Origin of the sequence: Streptomyces cylindrosporus (assembly GCF_022698165.1) — a bacterium.
GTDB classification, from domain to species: Bacteria; Actinomycetota; Actinomycetes; order Streptomycetales; family Streptomycetaceae; genus Streptomyces; species Streptomyces cylindrosporus.
This window is the reverse complement of sequence record NZ_JALDAY010000019.1, coordinates 36,849-51,924: the sequence shown is the minus strand read 5'-3', so window position 1 is coordinate 51,924 and position 15,076 is coordinate 36,849. Positions and strand designations below refer to the sequence as shown.

12 protein-coding genes are annotated in these 15,076 nt (G+C 72.0%); 7 read left to right on the top strand and 5 right to left on the bottom strand.

Going from position 1 to position 15,076, the window contains the following annotated elements:
* Genes MQP27_RS45760 through MQP27_RS45730 form a run of 7 tightly spaced genes read left to right on the top strand, consistent with a single transcriptional unit; the run spans position 1 to position 7,643 of the window.
* Positions 1–1,026, top strand: a complete 1,026-nt coding sequence (locus MQP27_RS45760; RefSeq protein WP_242776999.1) for an NAD-dependent epimerase/dehydratase family protein — start codon at positions 1–3, stop codon at positions 1,024–1,026.
* A complete protein-coding gene (locus MQP27_RS45755; RefSeq protein WP_242776997.1) occupies positions 1,014–2,297 on the top strand; it encodes a DUF4910 domain-containing protein in 1,284 nt (427 codons plus the stop codon). The genes MQP27_RS45760 and MQP27_RS45755 overlap by 13 nt, the downstream gene beginning before the upstream one ends.
* A complete protein-coding gene (locus MQP27_RS45750) occupies positions 2,294–3,601 on the top strand; it encodes an MATE family efflux transporter (protein ID WP_242776995.1) in 1,308 nt (435 codons plus the stop codon). The genes MQP27_RS45755 and MQP27_RS45750 overlap by 4 nt, the downstream gene beginning before the upstream one ends.
* Positions 3,598–4,545, top strand: a complete 948-nt coding sequence (locus MQP27_RS45745; RefSeq protein ID WP_242776993.1) for a glycosyltransferase family 2 protein — start codon at positions 3,598–3,600, stop codon at positions 4,543–4,545. The genes MQP27_RS45750 and MQP27_RS45745 overlap by 4 nt, the downstream gene beginning before the upstream one ends.
* Positions 4,542–5,753, top strand: a complete 1,212-nt coding sequence (locus tag MQP27_RS45740; RefSeq protein WP_242776990.1) for a polysaccharide pyruvyl transferase family protein — start codon at positions 4,542–4,544, stop codon at positions 5,751–5,753. The genes MQP27_RS45745 and MQP27_RS45740 overlap by 4 nt, the downstream gene beginning before the upstream one ends.
* A complete protein-coding gene (gene rfbC, locus MQP27_RS45735) occupies positions 5,750–6,301 on the top strand; it encodes a dTDP-4-dehydrorhamnose 3,5-epimerase (protein ID WP_242776988.1) in 552 nt (183 codons plus the stop codon). The genes MQP27_RS45740 and rfbC overlap by 4 nt, the downstream gene beginning before the upstream one ends.
* Before the next feature lie 7 nt (positions 6,302–6,308).
* Positions 6,309–7,643 carry a glutamate-1-semialdehyde 2,1-aminomutase gene (locus MQP27_RS45730; RefSeq protein ID WP_242776986.1) on the top strand — a complete coding sequence of 445 codons (1,335 nt, stop codon included), beginning with the start codon at positions 6,309–6,311 and terminating at the stop codon, positions 7,641–7,643.
* A 17-nt stretch (positions 7,644–7,660) separates the two neighbouring features.
* Here the strand turns inward: MQP27_RS45730 and MQP27_RS45725 are convergent, their stop codons facing one another.
* The 5 genes from MQP27_RS45725 to MQP27_RS45705 form a co-directional block, all read right to left on the bottom strand.
* The gene (locus MQP27_RS45725; RefSeq protein ID WP_242777286.1) at positions 7,661–8,278 is read right to left on the bottom strand and encodes a phosphatase PAP2 family protein; all 618 of its coding nucleotides are present in this window, start codon (positions 8,276–8,278) and stop codon (positions 7,661–7,663) included.
* A gap of 208 nt (positions 8,279–8,486) precedes the next feature.
* Complete coding sequence (locus MQP27_RS45720; RefSeq protein ID WP_242776984.1) at positions 8,487–9,272, bottom strand: alpha/beta fold hydrolase; 786 nt, start codon at positions 9,270–9,272, stop codon at positions 8,487–8,489.
* A complete protein-coding gene (locus tag MQP27_RS45715; protein ID WP_242776982.1) occupies positions 9,269–10,861 on the bottom strand; it encodes a glycoside hydrolase family 43 protein in 1,593 nt (530 codons plus the stop codon). Before MQP27_RS45715 ends, MQP27_RS45720 begins: the two co-directional genes overlap by 4 nt.
* Before the next feature lie 18 nt (positions 10,862–10,879).
* A complete protein-coding gene (locus tag MQP27_RS45710) occupies positions 10,880–12,055 on the bottom strand; it encodes an alginate lyase family protein (RefSeq protein ID WP_242776980.1) in 1,176 nt (391 codons plus the stop codon).
* Positions 12,056–12,120: 65 nt separating this feature from the next.
* Positions 12,121–15,075, bottom strand: coding sequence for a Tat pathway signal sequence domain protein (locus tag MQP27_RS45705; RefSeq protein WP_242776978.1), 2,955 nt, complete (start codon positions 15,073–15,075; stop codon positions 12,121–12,123).
* Position 15,076 lies beyond the last annotated feature (1 nt).

The following is a 15,076-nucleotide window of genomic DNA, read 5'->3' as shown; positions in this document are numbered from 1 at the left end:
ATGCGCGTACTGCTGACCGGTCACCAGGGCTACCTGGGCACCGTCATGGCCCCGGTCCTCGCCGCCGCCGGACACGAGGTCGTTGGCCTCGACTCCGGCCTGTTCGCCGACTGCGTCCTCGGCGAGACCCCCGCCGACCCGCAGGGGCACAAGGTGGACCTGCGCGACGTCACGGCCGAGCACGTGGCCGGCGTCGACGCCGTGATCCACCTGGCCGCGCTCTCCAACGACCCGCTGGGCTCGCTGGCACCGGAACTCACCTACGACATCAACCACCACGCGTCCGTACGACTCGCCGAGCTCGCCCGCGACGCCGGGGTGCGGCGCTTCCTGTACGCGTCCACCTGCTCCGTCTACGGCGCGGCAGGCGGCGACGAGCTGGTGGCCGAGGACGCCCCGCTGCGCCCGGTGACGCCGTACGCGGAGTCCAAGGTGCGCGTCGAGGACGACCTGCACGAGCTGGCCGACGACGACTTCACCCCGGTGTACATGCGCAACGCCACCGCCTTCGGCTACTCGCCCCGGCTGCGCGCGGACATCGTGCTCAACAACCTTGTCGGCCACGCGCTGCTTTCCGGCGAGGTCCTCGTCCTCTCCGACGGCACCCCCTGGCGCCCGCTGGTGCACGCCGTCGACATCGCCCGCGCCTTCACGGCCGCGCTGACCGCGCCCCGGGAGGCCGTGCACGACCGGGCGTTCAACATCGGCAGCGAGACCAACAACGTCACGGTCGCCGAGATCGCCGAGCAGGTCGCCGAGGCGGTGCCCGGCGCGAAGGTGAGGATCACCGGGGAGAACGGCGCCGACCCGCGCTCCTACCGGGTGGACTTCTCCCGCTTCCGCGCCGCGATCCCCGGCTTCGACATCGAGTGGTCGGTCAAGCGCGGCGCGCTCGAACTCGCCGACGCCTACCGCAAGTTCGGGCTGACCAAGGAGGCCTTCGACCAGCGCTTCACCCGCCTCGCCGTGCTCCGCGCGGCCTCCGAGGCCGGCACCGTCGACGACACCCTGCGGTGGCGCCGGTGACCACACAAGGCGAGGAGATGTACGCCCTGGTGGAGCGGCTCTACCCGCTCTGCCGGAGCATCACCGGCGACGGTGTGCGCGCCACCCTGGACATCGTCGGCGAGTACATCCCGCTCGACGTGCACGAGGTGCCGACCGGGACGCAGGTGCTCGACTGGACGGTGCCGCAGGAGTGGAACATCCGCGACGCGTACATCGCCGACACGGCCGGCAACCGGGTCGTCGACTTCGCCGCGTCCAGCCTGCACGTGCTCGGCTACAGCGTCCCGGTGGCGGCGACCATGCCGCTGTCCGAGCTGCGCCCGCACCTGCACACCCTGCCGGACCGGCCGTCCTGGGTGCCGTACCGCACCAGCTACTACAAGCCGGAGTGGGGCTTCTGCCTGGCCCAGGACACCCTGGACGCGATGCCGGACGGCGAGTACGAGGTGCGCATCGACTCCACCCTCGCCGACGGCCACCTCACCTACGCCGAGCACGTGGTGCCCGGGCAGGTGGCCGACGAGGTGATCGTCTCCTGTCACGTCTGCCACCCGGCGCTGGCCAACGACAACATGGCCGGCGTCGCCGTGGCGACCTTCCTGGCCCGGGCGCTGGCCGAGGAAACGCCGTACTACACCTACCGGTTCATCTTCGCGCCCGGCACCATCGGGGCGATCACCTGGCTGGCCCGCAACGCCGAGCGGGTGGACCGGGTCAAGCACGGCCTGGTGCTGGCCTGCGCCGGGGACCCGGGGCAGCTGACGTACAAGCGGAGCCGGCGCGGCGACGCCGAGATCGACCGGGTGCTGCAGTACGTGCTGACCGTCTCCGAACGCCCGCACCAGGTCAACGAGTTCACCCCGTACGGCTACGACGAGCGGCAGTACTGCTCGCCCGGCTTCAACCTTGGCGTCGGCTCGCTCACCCGGACCCCGTACGCGGGCTACCCCGAGTACCACACCTCGGCGGACAACCTGGACTTCGTCTCCCCGGAGGCGATGGCCGACACCCTCGCCGTGTGCCGCGAGGCGTTCGCCGTCCTGGACCGCAACCGTCAGTACGTCAACCTCAGCCCGTACGGCGAACCGCAGCTCGGGCGGCGCGGACTGTACGACGCGCTCGGCGGGCGCAGCGACACCAAGCAGGCCCAGATGGCGATGCTGTGGGTGCTCAGCCTGTCCGACGGCGAGCACGACCTGCTGGAGGTCGCGGAGCGGTCCGGGCTGCCGTTCGACACCGTCGCCGGCGCGGCCGACGCCCTGCACGAGGCGGGGCTGGTCAAGACATGACGTCGCTGCCCGTCGAGGGGGAGAACCCGCCGACAACGGCGCCACCGGCCAGGTCCGCCAAGCGGGCCCTGGTCGGCCGGCTGTCCTGGGGACTGGCCGACCAGGCGGCCTCCAGCATCTCCAACTTCGCGGTGGGCATCTATGTGGCCCGCTCGCTGGGGGTGACCGCGTTCGGCGTGTTCAGCCTGGCCTGGGTGACCTACGGCGTGGTGCTCAACGTCTCCCGCGGCCTTGCCACCGACCCGCTCGTGGTGCGCTTCAGCGGAGTGCCGGAAGCGTCCTGGCGCGGGGCGGTGGCCCGCTCGACGGGCACGGCGATCGGCGTCGGCACCGCCATCGGCGCGGTGTCCCTGGTGGCCGGGCTGGCACTCGGCGGTCGGCTCGGACCCGCGTTCGTCTGCCTGGGCGTCATGATGCCGGGACTGCTGCTGCAGGACGCCTGGCGATTCTCGTTCTTCGCCGCGGGCAACGGCCGCAAGGCATTCCTCAACGACATCGTGTGGTGTGTGGCGCTCGTCCCGGCCATGGTGGTGGCGGCCCACGTGAACACCGTGGCCGCTTTCGTGCTGGCCTGGGGCGCGTCCGCGGCGGTGGCCGCCGTGTACGGCTACTTCCAGTCCGGCATCCGGCCCCGGCTGACCGAGGCACGCGGCTGGCTGCGCGAGCAGCGGGATCTCGGCTACCGGTACCTGGTCGAGAACGTCAGCCTCAGCGGCGCGAGCCAGCTGCGGGCGTACGGCCTCGGCGGGATCGTCGGCGTGAGCGCGGTCGGCGCGGTGCGGGGCGCCGAGCTCCTGATGGGCCCGTTCCTCGCCGTACTGATGGGGCTGTCGCTGGTGACCGTCCCGGAGGCGGCCCGGGTACTGCGGCAGGCCCCCCACCAACTGGGCAGGTTCTGCCTCCTGCTGGGCGGCGGGCAGGCCGTCGCGGCGCTGGTCTGGGGCTCGGCGCTGCTGCTGATGCCGGGCCGGCTCGGCGAGCTGGTGCTCGGCGACGTCTGGCACTCCTCCTCGCACCTCATCGTCCAGATCACCCTCAGCGTCGCGGGCGCCGGCCTCGGCACCGGCGCCGCCGCGGGCCTGCGCGCCCTCGGCGCGGCCCGGCGCAGCCTGCGCTGCCAACTCTTCGCCTCCGCCTGCTATGTCGGCGGCGGTCTCGGCGGTGCGGCACTCGCCGGTACGGCGGGCTCGGCCTGGGGTGTCGCCGCCGCGACCCTCAGCGGCTCGGCCGTGTGGTGGCTGCAACTGCGGTCCGCCCTGCGCGAGCGCGACCCCAACTCCGTTCCCGAAGTGAGGACATCATGACCTCCCAGCCCAGGCTGACCATCGGCCTGCCCGTCTACAACGGCGAGGAGTACCTGGCCGAGTCGCTCGACGCCCTGCTCGGCCAGACCTACGAGGACTTCGAGCTGGTCATCTCCGACAACGCCTCCACCGACGGGACCGAGGCCATCTGCCGCAAGTACGCCGCGCAGGACTCACGCATCCGCTACCTCCGGCTGCCCCGCAACATCGGCGCCACGCCGAACCACAACCGGGTCTTCGCCGAGTGCCGCGGTGAGCTGTTCAAGTGGGCCTCGCACGACGACCTGTACGCCCGCGACCTGATCCGGCGCTGCGTCGAGGCGCTGGACGAGCGGCCCGACGTGATCCTCGCCCACGCCGACCAGGCGGTCATCGACGGCGACGGCAAGGTGAAGGTCCCGTACGAGTACACCCTCGCGACCGACTCGCCGCACGCGCCGGAGCGCTTCCGCAGCATGCTCTTCGAGCCGGGCGGCGACGACTTCTACGGCGTGATCCGGGCCGCCGCGCTGCGCCGGGTGAAGCCGATGGACAGCTACCACCACGCCGACCGCACCTTCGTCGCCGAGATCGCCCTGCACGGGCGCTTCCACCAGGTGCCGGAACTCCTGTACTTCCGCCGCGACCACCCCACCCGCGCCGAGCGTGCCAACCCGTCCAAGCGCTCCCGGTGCGTCAACCTGGACCCGCGCCGGGCCGGCCTGCTGCACCCGACGCCCCGGCTGCTCGCCGAGTACGTCTGGGGCTTCGCCTCGGCGATCCGGCGGGCACCGATCTCCCCGGCCGACCGGCGCGCCTGCTACCGGCACATGGCCGCGTGGATGACCAGCCGGGCCCGGCCGGGGGCCGGCGAGCGGGTCGAGGACCGCGCGCCGGTCGACCCGGCCCAGCTCACCGTCTCCGTCGACGCCCTCGTCGCCGGCCGCGAGGGGAGGCGGGCATGACCGCTGTGCGCGTCGGCCTGTTCGGCCTGCTCGGCTCCGGCAACCTCGGCAACGACGGATCGCTGGAAGCCCTCCTCGGATACCTCCGCACCGAGCATCCGGACGCGGAGGTGGACGCCCTGTGCGGCGGACCCGAGGCGGTCACGGCCAGGTTCGGGATCCCCGCGACCCGGCTGCACTGGAACCGCGCGGAGTACCGGACCGCGTCCCGTCTGGGCTCGATCGCCTCGAAGGGACTCGGCAAGCTCGTCGACGTCTTCCGTACCGCCGCCTGGGTGCGCCGGCACGACGTGGTGATCGTGCCCGGCATGGGCGTCCTGGAGGCCACCCTGCCGCTGCGCCCCTGGGGCTTCCCCTACTCGCTGTTCCTGCTCTGCGCGAGCGGCCGGCTGGTGGGCACCCGGGTCGCCCTGGTCAGCGTCGGCGCCGCCGAGATCAAGAGCCGCCCGACCCGCGCCCTGGTGCGCTGGTCGGGACGGCTCGCCGCCTACCGGTCGTACCGTGACGGCCAGTCCCGCGACGCGATGCACGCGATGGGCGTGGACACCGCGCGCGACGAGGTCTACCCGGACCTCGCGTTCTCCCTGCCGACGCCGAAGTCGAGCGCGCCCACCGGCACGCCCGGTACCGTCTGCCTCGGCGTCATGGACTTCCACGGCGGCAACGACGACCGCGCCCGCGCCGACGAGATCCACGGGCGCTACCTCGACGGCACGATCACGTTCGTCCGCACCCTGGTCGAGGAGGGCAGACCTGTGCGGCTGCTCACCGGTGACACCTGCGACGAGACGGTGGTCGCCGCGATCCTCGACGTGGTCGACTCACCCCTGGTCACCGCGGCCCAACCGGCCTCCCTGGCCGACCTGATGAACGAGATGGCCGCCGCCGACTCCGTGGTGGCGGTCCGCTACCACAACCTCATCTGCGCGCTGAAGACCGAAACGCCCGTGCTCGCCCTGTGCTACGCGGCGAAGAGCGACGCGCTCATGGACCGGATGGGCCTCGGCGCGTACTGCCACCCGGCCCGCGAGGTCGACGCCGACCGGCTCCTCGAACAGTTCCGGGACCTGGAGAAGCACTCGGCACAGCTGCGGCAGACCCTCGCCGAGCGCAACCGGGTCGCCGCGGAGCAACTCGACGAGCAGTTCACCGCCTTGACCACGACCCTGTTCCCGGCGAACGCCCACGCCCCACGGAAGGCCCGATGAAAGCCACCGAAGTCCCCGAGATCGCCGGCGCACACCTCTTCGAGCCGACGCCGTACGCCGACGAACGCGGCTTCTTCTGCCGCACCTTCGACGCCGACGTGATCCGCTCGGTGGGCCTCGACCCGCACGCCTTCGTCCAGGACAGCGTCTCCCGCTCGGTGCGGGGCGTGCTGCGCGGCCTGCACCTGCGCTCCGGCGCCGGCGAGGCCAAGCTGGTGCGGTGCTCGTACGGGCGCATCTTCGACGTCGTCGTCGACCTGCGCCCCACCTCGCCGACCTACCGCAACTGGACGTCCTTCGAACTGTCCGGCGAGACCCAGGTGACCCTGTACATCCCGGCGGGATGCGCGCACGGCTTCCAGGCGCTGACCGAGACCGCCGACACCTCGTACCGGATCGACCGGCCGCACGACCCGTCCGAGGACGTGACGATCGCCTTCGACGACCCGGAGCTCGCCATCGACTGGCCGCTGCCGGTCACTTCGATGTCCCAACGGGACCGGGAGGCACCGAGCCTCGCCGAGGTCCTGAAGCACCAAGAAAGTTGAGGCCCGCTTGCACACCCAAGACACCGCAGAGCTCCTCCTGCCCCGCTCGCGGGAGGCGAACGAGCGGCTGCATGCCCTGATCCCCGGGGGCGCGCACACTTACGCCAAGGGCGACGACCAGTACCCCGAGGACCTGGCCCCGGTCATCAGCCACGGCCGCGGTGCCCACGTGTGGGACGTCGACGGCAACCGCTACATCGAGTACGGCTCCGGTCTGCGCTCGGTCAGCCTCGGTCACGCCCACCCGCGCGTGACCGAGGCGGTACGGCGGGAGATCGACCGCGGCGGCAACTTCGTCCGGCCGTCCTACCTGGAGGTCGAGGCGGCGGAACGCTTCCTGGCCACGGTGCCGACCGCCGAGATGGTGAAGTTCGCGAAGAACGGCTCCGACGCCACCACCGCCGCGGTGCGCCTCGCCCGCGCCGCCACCGGCCGCCCTCGGGTGGCCATCTGCGCCGACCACCCGTTCTTCTCCGTCGACGACTGGTTCATCGGCACCACGCCGATGTCCGCGGGCATCCCGGCGGAGACCAACGACCTCACCGTCACCTTCCCCTACGGCGACCTGGCCGCCACGGAGGAACTGCTCACCCGCCACCAGGGCGAGATCGCCTGCCTGATCCTCGAACCCGCCACCCACTCCGAGCCGCCGCCCGGCTACCTCGCAGGCCTGCGCGAGCTCGCCGACCGGCACGGCTGCGTCCTGGTCTTCGACGAGATGATCACCGGCTTCCGCTGGTCCGAGGCGGGCGCGCAGGGCCTGTACGGCGTCGTCCCCGACCTCTCCACCTTCGGCAAGGCGCTGGGCAACGGGTTCGCCGTCTCCGCGCTGGCCGGGCGCCGCGAGCTGATGGAGCGGGGCGGGCTGCGGCACTCCGGCGAGCGGGTGTTCCTGCTGTCCACCACGCACGGTGCCGAGACGCACTCGCTGGCGGCCGCGATGGCCGTGCAGACCGTCTACGCCGAGGAGGGCGTCACCGCGCGGCTGCACGCCCTCGGCGAGCGGCTGGCCGCCGGTGTCCGCGACGCCGCGGCCGGCATGGGCGTCGGCGAGCACGTCGTCGTCCGGGGCCGGGCCAGCAACCTGGTCTTCGCCACCCTCGACGGGAACGGGCAGCCCTCGCAGGAGTACCGCACCCTGTTCCTGCGCCGGCTGCTGGCGGGTGGGGTGCTGGCGCCGTCGTTCGTGGTGAGCAGCGCGCTCAGCGACGCCGACATCGATCACACGGTCGACGCGGTGGCGCAGGCCTGCGCGGTGTACCGCAAGGCACTGGACGACGGCGACCCGACCCCCTGGTTGGGCGGACGGCCTGTGAAACCGGTCTTCCGCCGCCTGGTGTAACGCACCGTGGGATGACATCAGGGACGCTCCTGCCGACCGGCCACGGCCGTCCGGCCGACCAGCCACGCGGTCGCCGGGACCACGGCCAGCGCGGTGCACCAGCCGCCGAGGACATCGGTCGGATAGTGCGCGCCCAGGGCGACCTGCGCCCATCCCATCGCGGCGCCTGCCACGAGCGCCGCGGCGAGCACGAGTGACGTGGCGGCCGTCCTGCCCAGGCCGAGCCGGCCGGTCGCGAACAGCGCCCCGACGAGGGCGAGTGCGGTGAAGAAGGCGGTGTGCCCGCTCGGATAGGAGAGGTTGCCGGGGCCGTGGATGGTGCGCCCCACCACATGCTTGAGGAGCGTCGCCGCCCCCACGGCCAGGGCGACACCGGCAACCACGAGCACGGCCGCGCGAGGCCGTCGTAGCAGCAGACATGCCGTCACGGCGGCCCCGACCACCATCACCGATCCGGCGGGCTCCCCGAGGAAGTCCAGGGACAGGGCGACACGCCTCCAGGGCCCGCGCACGCTGTCCTCCGTCGGCTTCACGAACCACCTGTCCACCCGGCCGGGCTGAGTGTGACCGGCGTACATGAACCCGAGCAGCCCGACCACCAGCGTGGCGAGCACCGCGACCGGCCAGAGGCACACGCCCGCCTTGCCGGACCGGGCCTGGCCGGCTTCCGGCTCCGCACCTGCCAGGCGCTCCAACCCAAGCCCCCCTGGTGTTCGACTCAGCCCTCGAAGGTGACCCTAACCAACAACCCGGCGGCGGCACATCGCGGACGGACCGGCCTTGAGGGGCGCTTTGATGTTTCTTGGGCAGGAGATCGACGTGAGGCTCCGGGCCGGGCCGCCGTCACCCGGCGTCCGCCCACTCCAGGACGAGCCGGACGGTGTCCTCGGGCCGTTCCTCGTGCAGGTAGTGCCCGATGCCCGGCCAGTGCTCCACACGCGAGCCGGTCACGTGCAGGGTGCTTCTCTCCCAGGCGGCGGGCTCCGCCGCCGTCCACACCGTCAGCGCCGGCCGGGTGCGGCGGCGCAGGTACGCCTCGCTGTGCGGGCGGATGCCCACGGCGCCGGGTTCGGTGTACATGCCGGCGTACGCCTGGGCGATCACGTGGTCCGGGGTGCCGAGCATGGTGCGGACGTGCGCGGTGCGCAGCCCGGCCGGGGCCCGGTCGGAGAACGCCCCCGCGACGAAGTCGGCCGCCGCACGGGACCCGTGCTCCCGGTACTCCGCCAGCCGCCCCGGAATCCCGTCCACTTCGGCCCCGTGCGCGCCGTGCGCCGGGTCGAGGGCGACGACCGAGCGGACCAGCCCGGGGTGTCGTACCGCGAGAAGGTTGACCACCTGTCCGCCCATGGAGTGGCCGACGGCCACCACCGGGCCGCAGCCGACCGCTTTCAGCAGGGCCGCCAGGTCGTCCGCCATCTCCGCCGGGGTGTTGCCCTCGTCCGGCACCTCGGAGCGGCCGTGGCCGCGCAGGTCGGGGACGATCACCCGGAACCGGTCGGCCAGCGCCTCGGCGTGCGGCGACCACTCCCGGCCGTCGCCGCCCCAGCCATGCACCAGCAGCAGGGCGGGGGAGTCGGTGGGCCCCAGGGTCGTGCAGAACAGGCGGACGCGTCCGAGCTCGATCACCCCTGGTCCTCCTGGTACGTGGCGTACGCGAAGTCGGCGTGCACTCCGGCGCCGTCCAGGTCCTGCGCCCACAGGCCCAGCATCGCGCCGGTGAAGCCGAGGACGCGCAGCTGTCCGTCGTGGAACTCGTCCGCGTGCTCGTCCGAGAGGACGGTGGCGTCGAGGTCGAGCGGCAGGCGGTGCGGGCCGGTCCCGTCGACGTCGTAAGAGAAACGCAGGACGGGACCGTCCAGTTCGGCGCGCAGCACGACGGGGAGACCGGGCGGGAGCGGGATCCGCACCGGGTGCGCGGTCAGCGCGCCGGCCGCGCAGCTCAGCGCGGTCAGCACGGGGGATCCGTCGTCCTCGGCCGTCATGTACAGATAGTGCCAGTTGCGGGTGTTGTAGTACGCCGTCAGCCCGGCCAGGTGGTCGGGGGTGCGGGGGGCGAAGGTCAGCCGGGTCTCGAACGTGCACCGGGGTGCGGTGACCCGGCGGGCGAGCAGGCTGGGGGACCGGCGGCCGACGGGTGACTGGCCGCCGTGCAGGCGCAGCCGTCCCGGCGCGGGCTCGATCCAGTCCGGGGTGGGCGGTCGGCGCAGGGTGGACCAGTGCGGTCCGAGAGTCTCGAAGCGGTCGGTGACGGGCTCGGGCGGCACGGGCGCAGCGGCGAGCGCCGGGGCGGGCACGGTGACGGCGGGCACCCCGCCCTTGATGCGCGGCCAGCCGTCCTCGGTCCAGGTGACCGGTTGCAGCGCGGTCTCCCGGCCCAGCACGCACCGGCCGCGCTCGGTGTAGGGGCGGGCGGTGATGTGGGCGGCGTACCACTCGCCCGTCGACGTCCGTACGAGCGAGCAGTGGCCGGCCTTCTGCAGTTCCAGGGACGGGTCGTGACGGGACGTCAGAAGCGGTCCGGCCGGGTCGGGTTCGTACGGGCCGAACAGGTCGCGGGAGCGGGCGACGGCCGCTCCGTGCTCGTAGCCGGTGCCGCCCTCGGCGTGCACGAGGTAGTACCAGCCGTCCTTCTTGTACAGGTGCGGGCCCTCCGCGACGCCTGCCGCGGTGCCCACGGAGATCGTCCGCGGTTCACCGAGCAGGGTCCGCGTCCCGCGGTCGTACTCCTGGAGCTCGATCCCGGCGAACATGTCCCGGTCCGGGCGCCAGTCGAAGCGCATGTTCAGCAGCCAGCTGCGGCCGTCGCCGTCATCGTCGTCGTCGTGGAAGAGGGAGACGTCGAAGCCCCGTCCGTGCAGGGGCACCGGGTCGGACCAGGGGCCTTCGATCGCGGGCGCGGTGGTCACATAGTTGGGGAGGTCCTTCCAGCCCTCCGCGTAGGTGTCGACGACGGTGAAGACCAGGTGGAACAGACCGTCCGCGTACGACAGTCCGGGCGCCCAGATGCCCCCGGAGTCCGGCACGCCGGTCAGGTCGAGCAGCCGCCGGCTGTCCAGGACCCCGCCCAGCGCACGCCAGTTGACCAGGTCCCGGGAGTGGTGGACGCGTACGCCCGGGTACCACTCGAAGGTCGAGGTGGCGATGTAGAAGTCGTCGCCGACGCGCAGGATCACCGGGTCGGGTTCGAAACCGCGCAGGACGGGGTTGTGGATCACGTGGGGTCCGTTCGGGACTCAGAGGGAGAACAGGAGGGTGCCGAAGCCCGGGTGGTCGCACTGGAAGGGGGCGCCTTCCGGCCGTAGTTGGCTCGCCACCTGGGCGGTGTACGGGGCTGACTTGCCGGCCCGCTTCACGTAGTGGTTGTAGGCGATCTCGTAGATGGTGCGGAAGCTGTCCCTGGCGGAGAGCGACGACCAGTGCCAGTTGCAGCGTCCGAAGGTGGCGTCGTACGGGACGCTGTTGCCGAGGTTGTACTTCGCCGTGTACTCGTAGCCGCTCAGGAGCAGGGAGTTGGAGGCGCCGAACATGTCGAGGCCCTGGATCCAGCCCGTCTGGCAGATCTCGGCGAGGGAGCCGAGGATCAGCTGGGTGTGCGCCTGGTCGCGGCCGGACTCGCAGCACTGGCCGGTGCCGGACTGGATCAGTTTGGTCAGGGCGCAGCAGCTGTTGGTGTAGAAGGCGTTGTAGGCGTCGTTGAACAGGGTGAGGTCGTTGCAGGCGACCGCGATCTGCATCATGCCCTTGAGGCCCATCAGGCCGTAGCCGCCGTCGCCGTAGATGTTGATGAGCGGGACGAAGACGTTCTTGAACATCGCGACAGTGGCGTCGAGTTCGGACTGCGTCCAGCTGCCGGCCGGGCCGGTGTAGTGCATGATCTCGACGGCCGCGGCCAGTTTGGCGCCGTAGACGCCGGCGGCGAGTTCGGCGTCGGCGCCGTTGATGGTCTGCAGGGCGTTGGTCCAGGACTTGATGATCTCCAGCGCCTTGGAGGCGTGCGCGGTGTCCTGGGTGATGTACCACATCAGGGCGTTCTGGTAGGCGGCGTTGCAGTCGTACCAGAGTTCCATGTTGCCGCTCTCGGGGCTGGTACCCCGGGTGACGGTCGCCCGGCCGCCCGCGACGACGTACGAGGACGAGGAGAAGAAGTCGGCGGCGAAGACGTTGTAGCCGCCGATCCAGGGCGAGGCGCCCGCGGCGACCTTGCTGCGCATGCGGTCGAGGTCGGCTCGGCTGTGCAGGACGCCGGGGTGGGTCAGCGCGGTCAGGCCGGAGGTGACGGCGGCGGCCTGGCTCGCCCCGGCCAGGGCGCCGGCGCCCGCGAGGCCCGCGGCGCCCGCGCCGACGGCGGTGAGCTTGAGGAAACGGCGGCGGTTGGGGGACGTGTTGGTGGTGGGTTGCGGCTCGTTCACGGGGAGGGTTCTCTTTCACTCGGCGTTGAGTGGTGTCGAGCGGGGAAGTGCTGCGCGCGGTCGGCTCAGCCGCGATACAGCACGAGCGTGCTGCGCGGGCCGAGCTTGGGGCATTGGCCCGCTCCGACCGTCTTGCCGGTCGCGAGGTCGCGGGCCGGCCCGAAGTCGGTTCGCGCCGGCAGGGTGAAGACCTTGTCGGTGCTGGTGTTCATGGCGATCAGGTAGTCGCCGTACTCGCAGAGGTAGAAGGGCGCGCGGCCCACGAGCATGGTCTCGACGCCGTCGAAGTGGACACCGAGGGTGGGGTCGGGGACGTCGGCGGGGACGGGCGCCAGGTGGTAGACGTCGCCCGCGAGGGCCTGGTGGAGGGTCTCGCCGGGGGGCGGGAAGCCGCCGGGCGGGATGGCCGCGGCGCCGGGGTCGTTGATGGCGTAGTCCCACAGGATCCAGTCGCGGGCCGTGAAGGTGTCGCCGGTGGCGCCCGCGGTGCGCTGGCGGATGGTGGCGGAGCGCTGGTCGGTGGGCGTGACCTGGTGGATGCGGGCGTAGTTGTTGACGCCCTGCCGCGCACGCCAGTACAGCGAGGCGAACAGGAGTTCCTTGCCGTTCTTGACGGCCACGCACCCGTTCTCCTCGTCGGTGACGACGAAGTCGGGCCGGTCCCAGCCGGTCGGGATACGGGCGGGCCGGGCGGCGAGGGCCTGGAACTCCGGCCAGTCGTGCGAGACGAACCGCAGGGCGTTGAGGCCCACGCGGGTCCAGGTGTGCTCGGCCTGGAGGGTCAGCTGCGGGTAGAGCTGGCCGTCGGCGATCATCTCCTGGGTCCAGCCGACGATGTCGGGGTCCTTGAAGGCGACCGCGGTCATCAGGGGGTTGGAGTCCCACGCGGTGCGCGAGGCGTAGCCGATCTCGCCGGGGTAGACCTCGTTGCGCCAGCCGATGACGGTCTCGATGCGGGAGATCCGGCAGCCGTCCCCGTCGACGTCGACCACCCGGAACGCGCCGCGCGCCTTGGTCATCCGCACCATCTGCTCGCGCAGTTCGGGCGCCTCCTGGCCGCCGTACCCGCGCGTGACGGACTCGTACATCATCACGAGCCAGTCCATGACCTCGCCGTAGTTGCCGACGTAGCCGAGTTCGCGGGTCAGGCCCGCCTTCGTCACCTGGTAGTAGCTCTCGCCGAGCGGCTTGGTCGGGTTGCCGTCGGCGTCCTCCGGGCCGAGGTACGGCTTGATGCCGAGCGACTGGTACAGGTAGTCGCGCGCCTTGTCCTCGGACAGGGCGAGGTCGGGGGCGAGGAGCCTGAGGCCGCGGTTGGTCTGGTAGATGCCGATGGCGCAGATCTGGGACTGGTTGCTGTAGTGCGGGAAGTGCCGGCGCCAGTAGTCCCGGCTGGACTTGAGCATGTCGACGTACGCGTCCTTGCGCACCGGCGGCACGGGGGTGTCCGTGCCGGTGGGGGCGACGAGGGTGACGTCGTCGAACCAGGCGGTGCCGGGGCCGGTCAGGCGCAGGTGCATCTCGATCTGGGTGGCGCCCGACGGGGTGGCCAGGTCGACCGACACGTACTCCCAGTCGTGGGTGCCGGTGGTGGCGTACACCTTGTGGTCGCTGCCGACCAGGTTGCCGCTCGCGTCGAAGAAGAGCGGGTCGATGTGCGCGCCGAGCCCGGTGACGCCGTCCGTCTTGATCCACGCGCCGTAGGTGTACGTGCCCGAGCCGACGCGCGTCCTGGGCGCCGAGTAGACGTAGCTGTAGTCGCCCGCACCGGTGGCCGTCAGTTTGAGGGAGGCGGAGCCCGAGCGGGCGACCGTGGTGTCGCGGGCCCAGGTGCCGCCGGGGGCCCAGCCGGGCTTCTCCCAGCCGGTGGGGGTGTCGGCGCCCGACTCGAAGCCGGGGTTGGCTATCGCGTACGGCGAGCCGGTCACCTGCGTGTCGAGGCGGTCGCCGAGGTGCTCCCACAGCAGGGCCAGCACGAGCCCGACCCGGCCGAAGCCCTGCCACTGCTGGTCGGACCCGGTCATGACGGTGTCGTCGGCCTTCCACGCCATGTACCGGCCGTCGATCGCCTCCAGCACCCGGTCGACGGCTGCGTCCTGCTGGTAAGCGGGACTGCCGGACCACAGATAGCCCTCGGCGAGGGACTGCATCGCCCAGCCGTCCAGGGTGGCGGGGGTCGCGGAGGTGAGGAGGTACTTCTGGTCCTTCTGCACCCGCGCCTTGATGTCGTCGAGGATCCCCTCGCCGCCGGTACGGGGCTTCGGGGTCGGCGCGGGGCCCTGGACCTCGCCCTTCGGCGGGACGAACCGGGGGTCGGTGTGGGTGTAGAGACGGTAGATGCCACGCGAGGGCGTGGTCATGTTGTAGTACAGCTGGGCCTGGTTCTGGCCGTAGGACCAGATGCGGCCCAGCGCGCGGATCTCCAGCGACACCTTCTTCCTGCCGGCGGTCATCTTCTCCGGCAGCGGAAGGGTGTGGAAGAAGAAGCGGCCCGGGGTGCGGGGCGCGGTGTCGAGGATGTCGAGGTTGTCGACGGCGCCCTGGTCCTGGTGGCCGACCTGCTTGCCCTCGCAGAACAGCTGGAGGCGCCACATGTCGGTGCCTGAGGCGGCCTCGGCCGAGCTGTCGTCGTAGTCGTCGCCCCACAGGCGGACGGTGACGTACGTGGTGCCGGTCGGGCTGACCGCGACCTCGAACTTCAGGGTGCCGCCCGCGTACGAGGCCGGTTCGGTCGGGTTGAGGACGCGGGCGCTCTGGCCCAGGCCGCCGGTGACCGTGTCGGAGAGGGCGGCGGTGAGGTTGTGCGCCGTCTCGGAGTCCGTGTCGCCGAAGACGACGACGTCGAGCGGGGCGCGGCCTCGCGCGCCTGCCGCGTCCGGCTCGGCCGCGTAGGCCGGTGTGGCGGTCACGGCGGTCGGCAGGCCGATGGCGGCAGCCACGACACCGGTCGCGCCGGCGTACTTGAGCACGTCGCGTCTTCTCGGTGCGCTGGGCACGGCTGTGATGGGTGCGTCGGGCACG

Excerpts from the sequence above, each read along its gene's own strand:
- MQP27_RS45760 (WP_242776999.1), top strand. The coding sequence starts at position 1 with ATGCGCGTACTGCTGACCGGTCACCAGGGCTACCTGGGCACCGTCATG.
- MQP27_RS45750 (WP_242776995.1), top strand. The coding sequence starts at position 2,294 with ATGACGTCGCTGCCCGTCGAGGGGGAGAACCCGCCGACAACGGCGCCA.
- MQP27_RS45745 (WP_242776993.1), top strand. The coding sequence starts at position 3,598 with ATGACCTCCCAGCCCAGGCTGACCATCGGCCTGCCCGTCTACAACGGC.
- MQP27_RS45740 (WP_242776990.1), top strand. The coding sequence starts at position 4,542 with ATGACCGCTGTGCGCGTCGGCCTGTTCGGCCTGCTCGGCTCCGGCAAC.
- rfbC (WP_242776988.1), top strand. The coding sequence starts at position 5,750 with ATGAAAGCCACCGAAGTCCCCGAGATCGCCGGCGCACACCTCTTCGAG.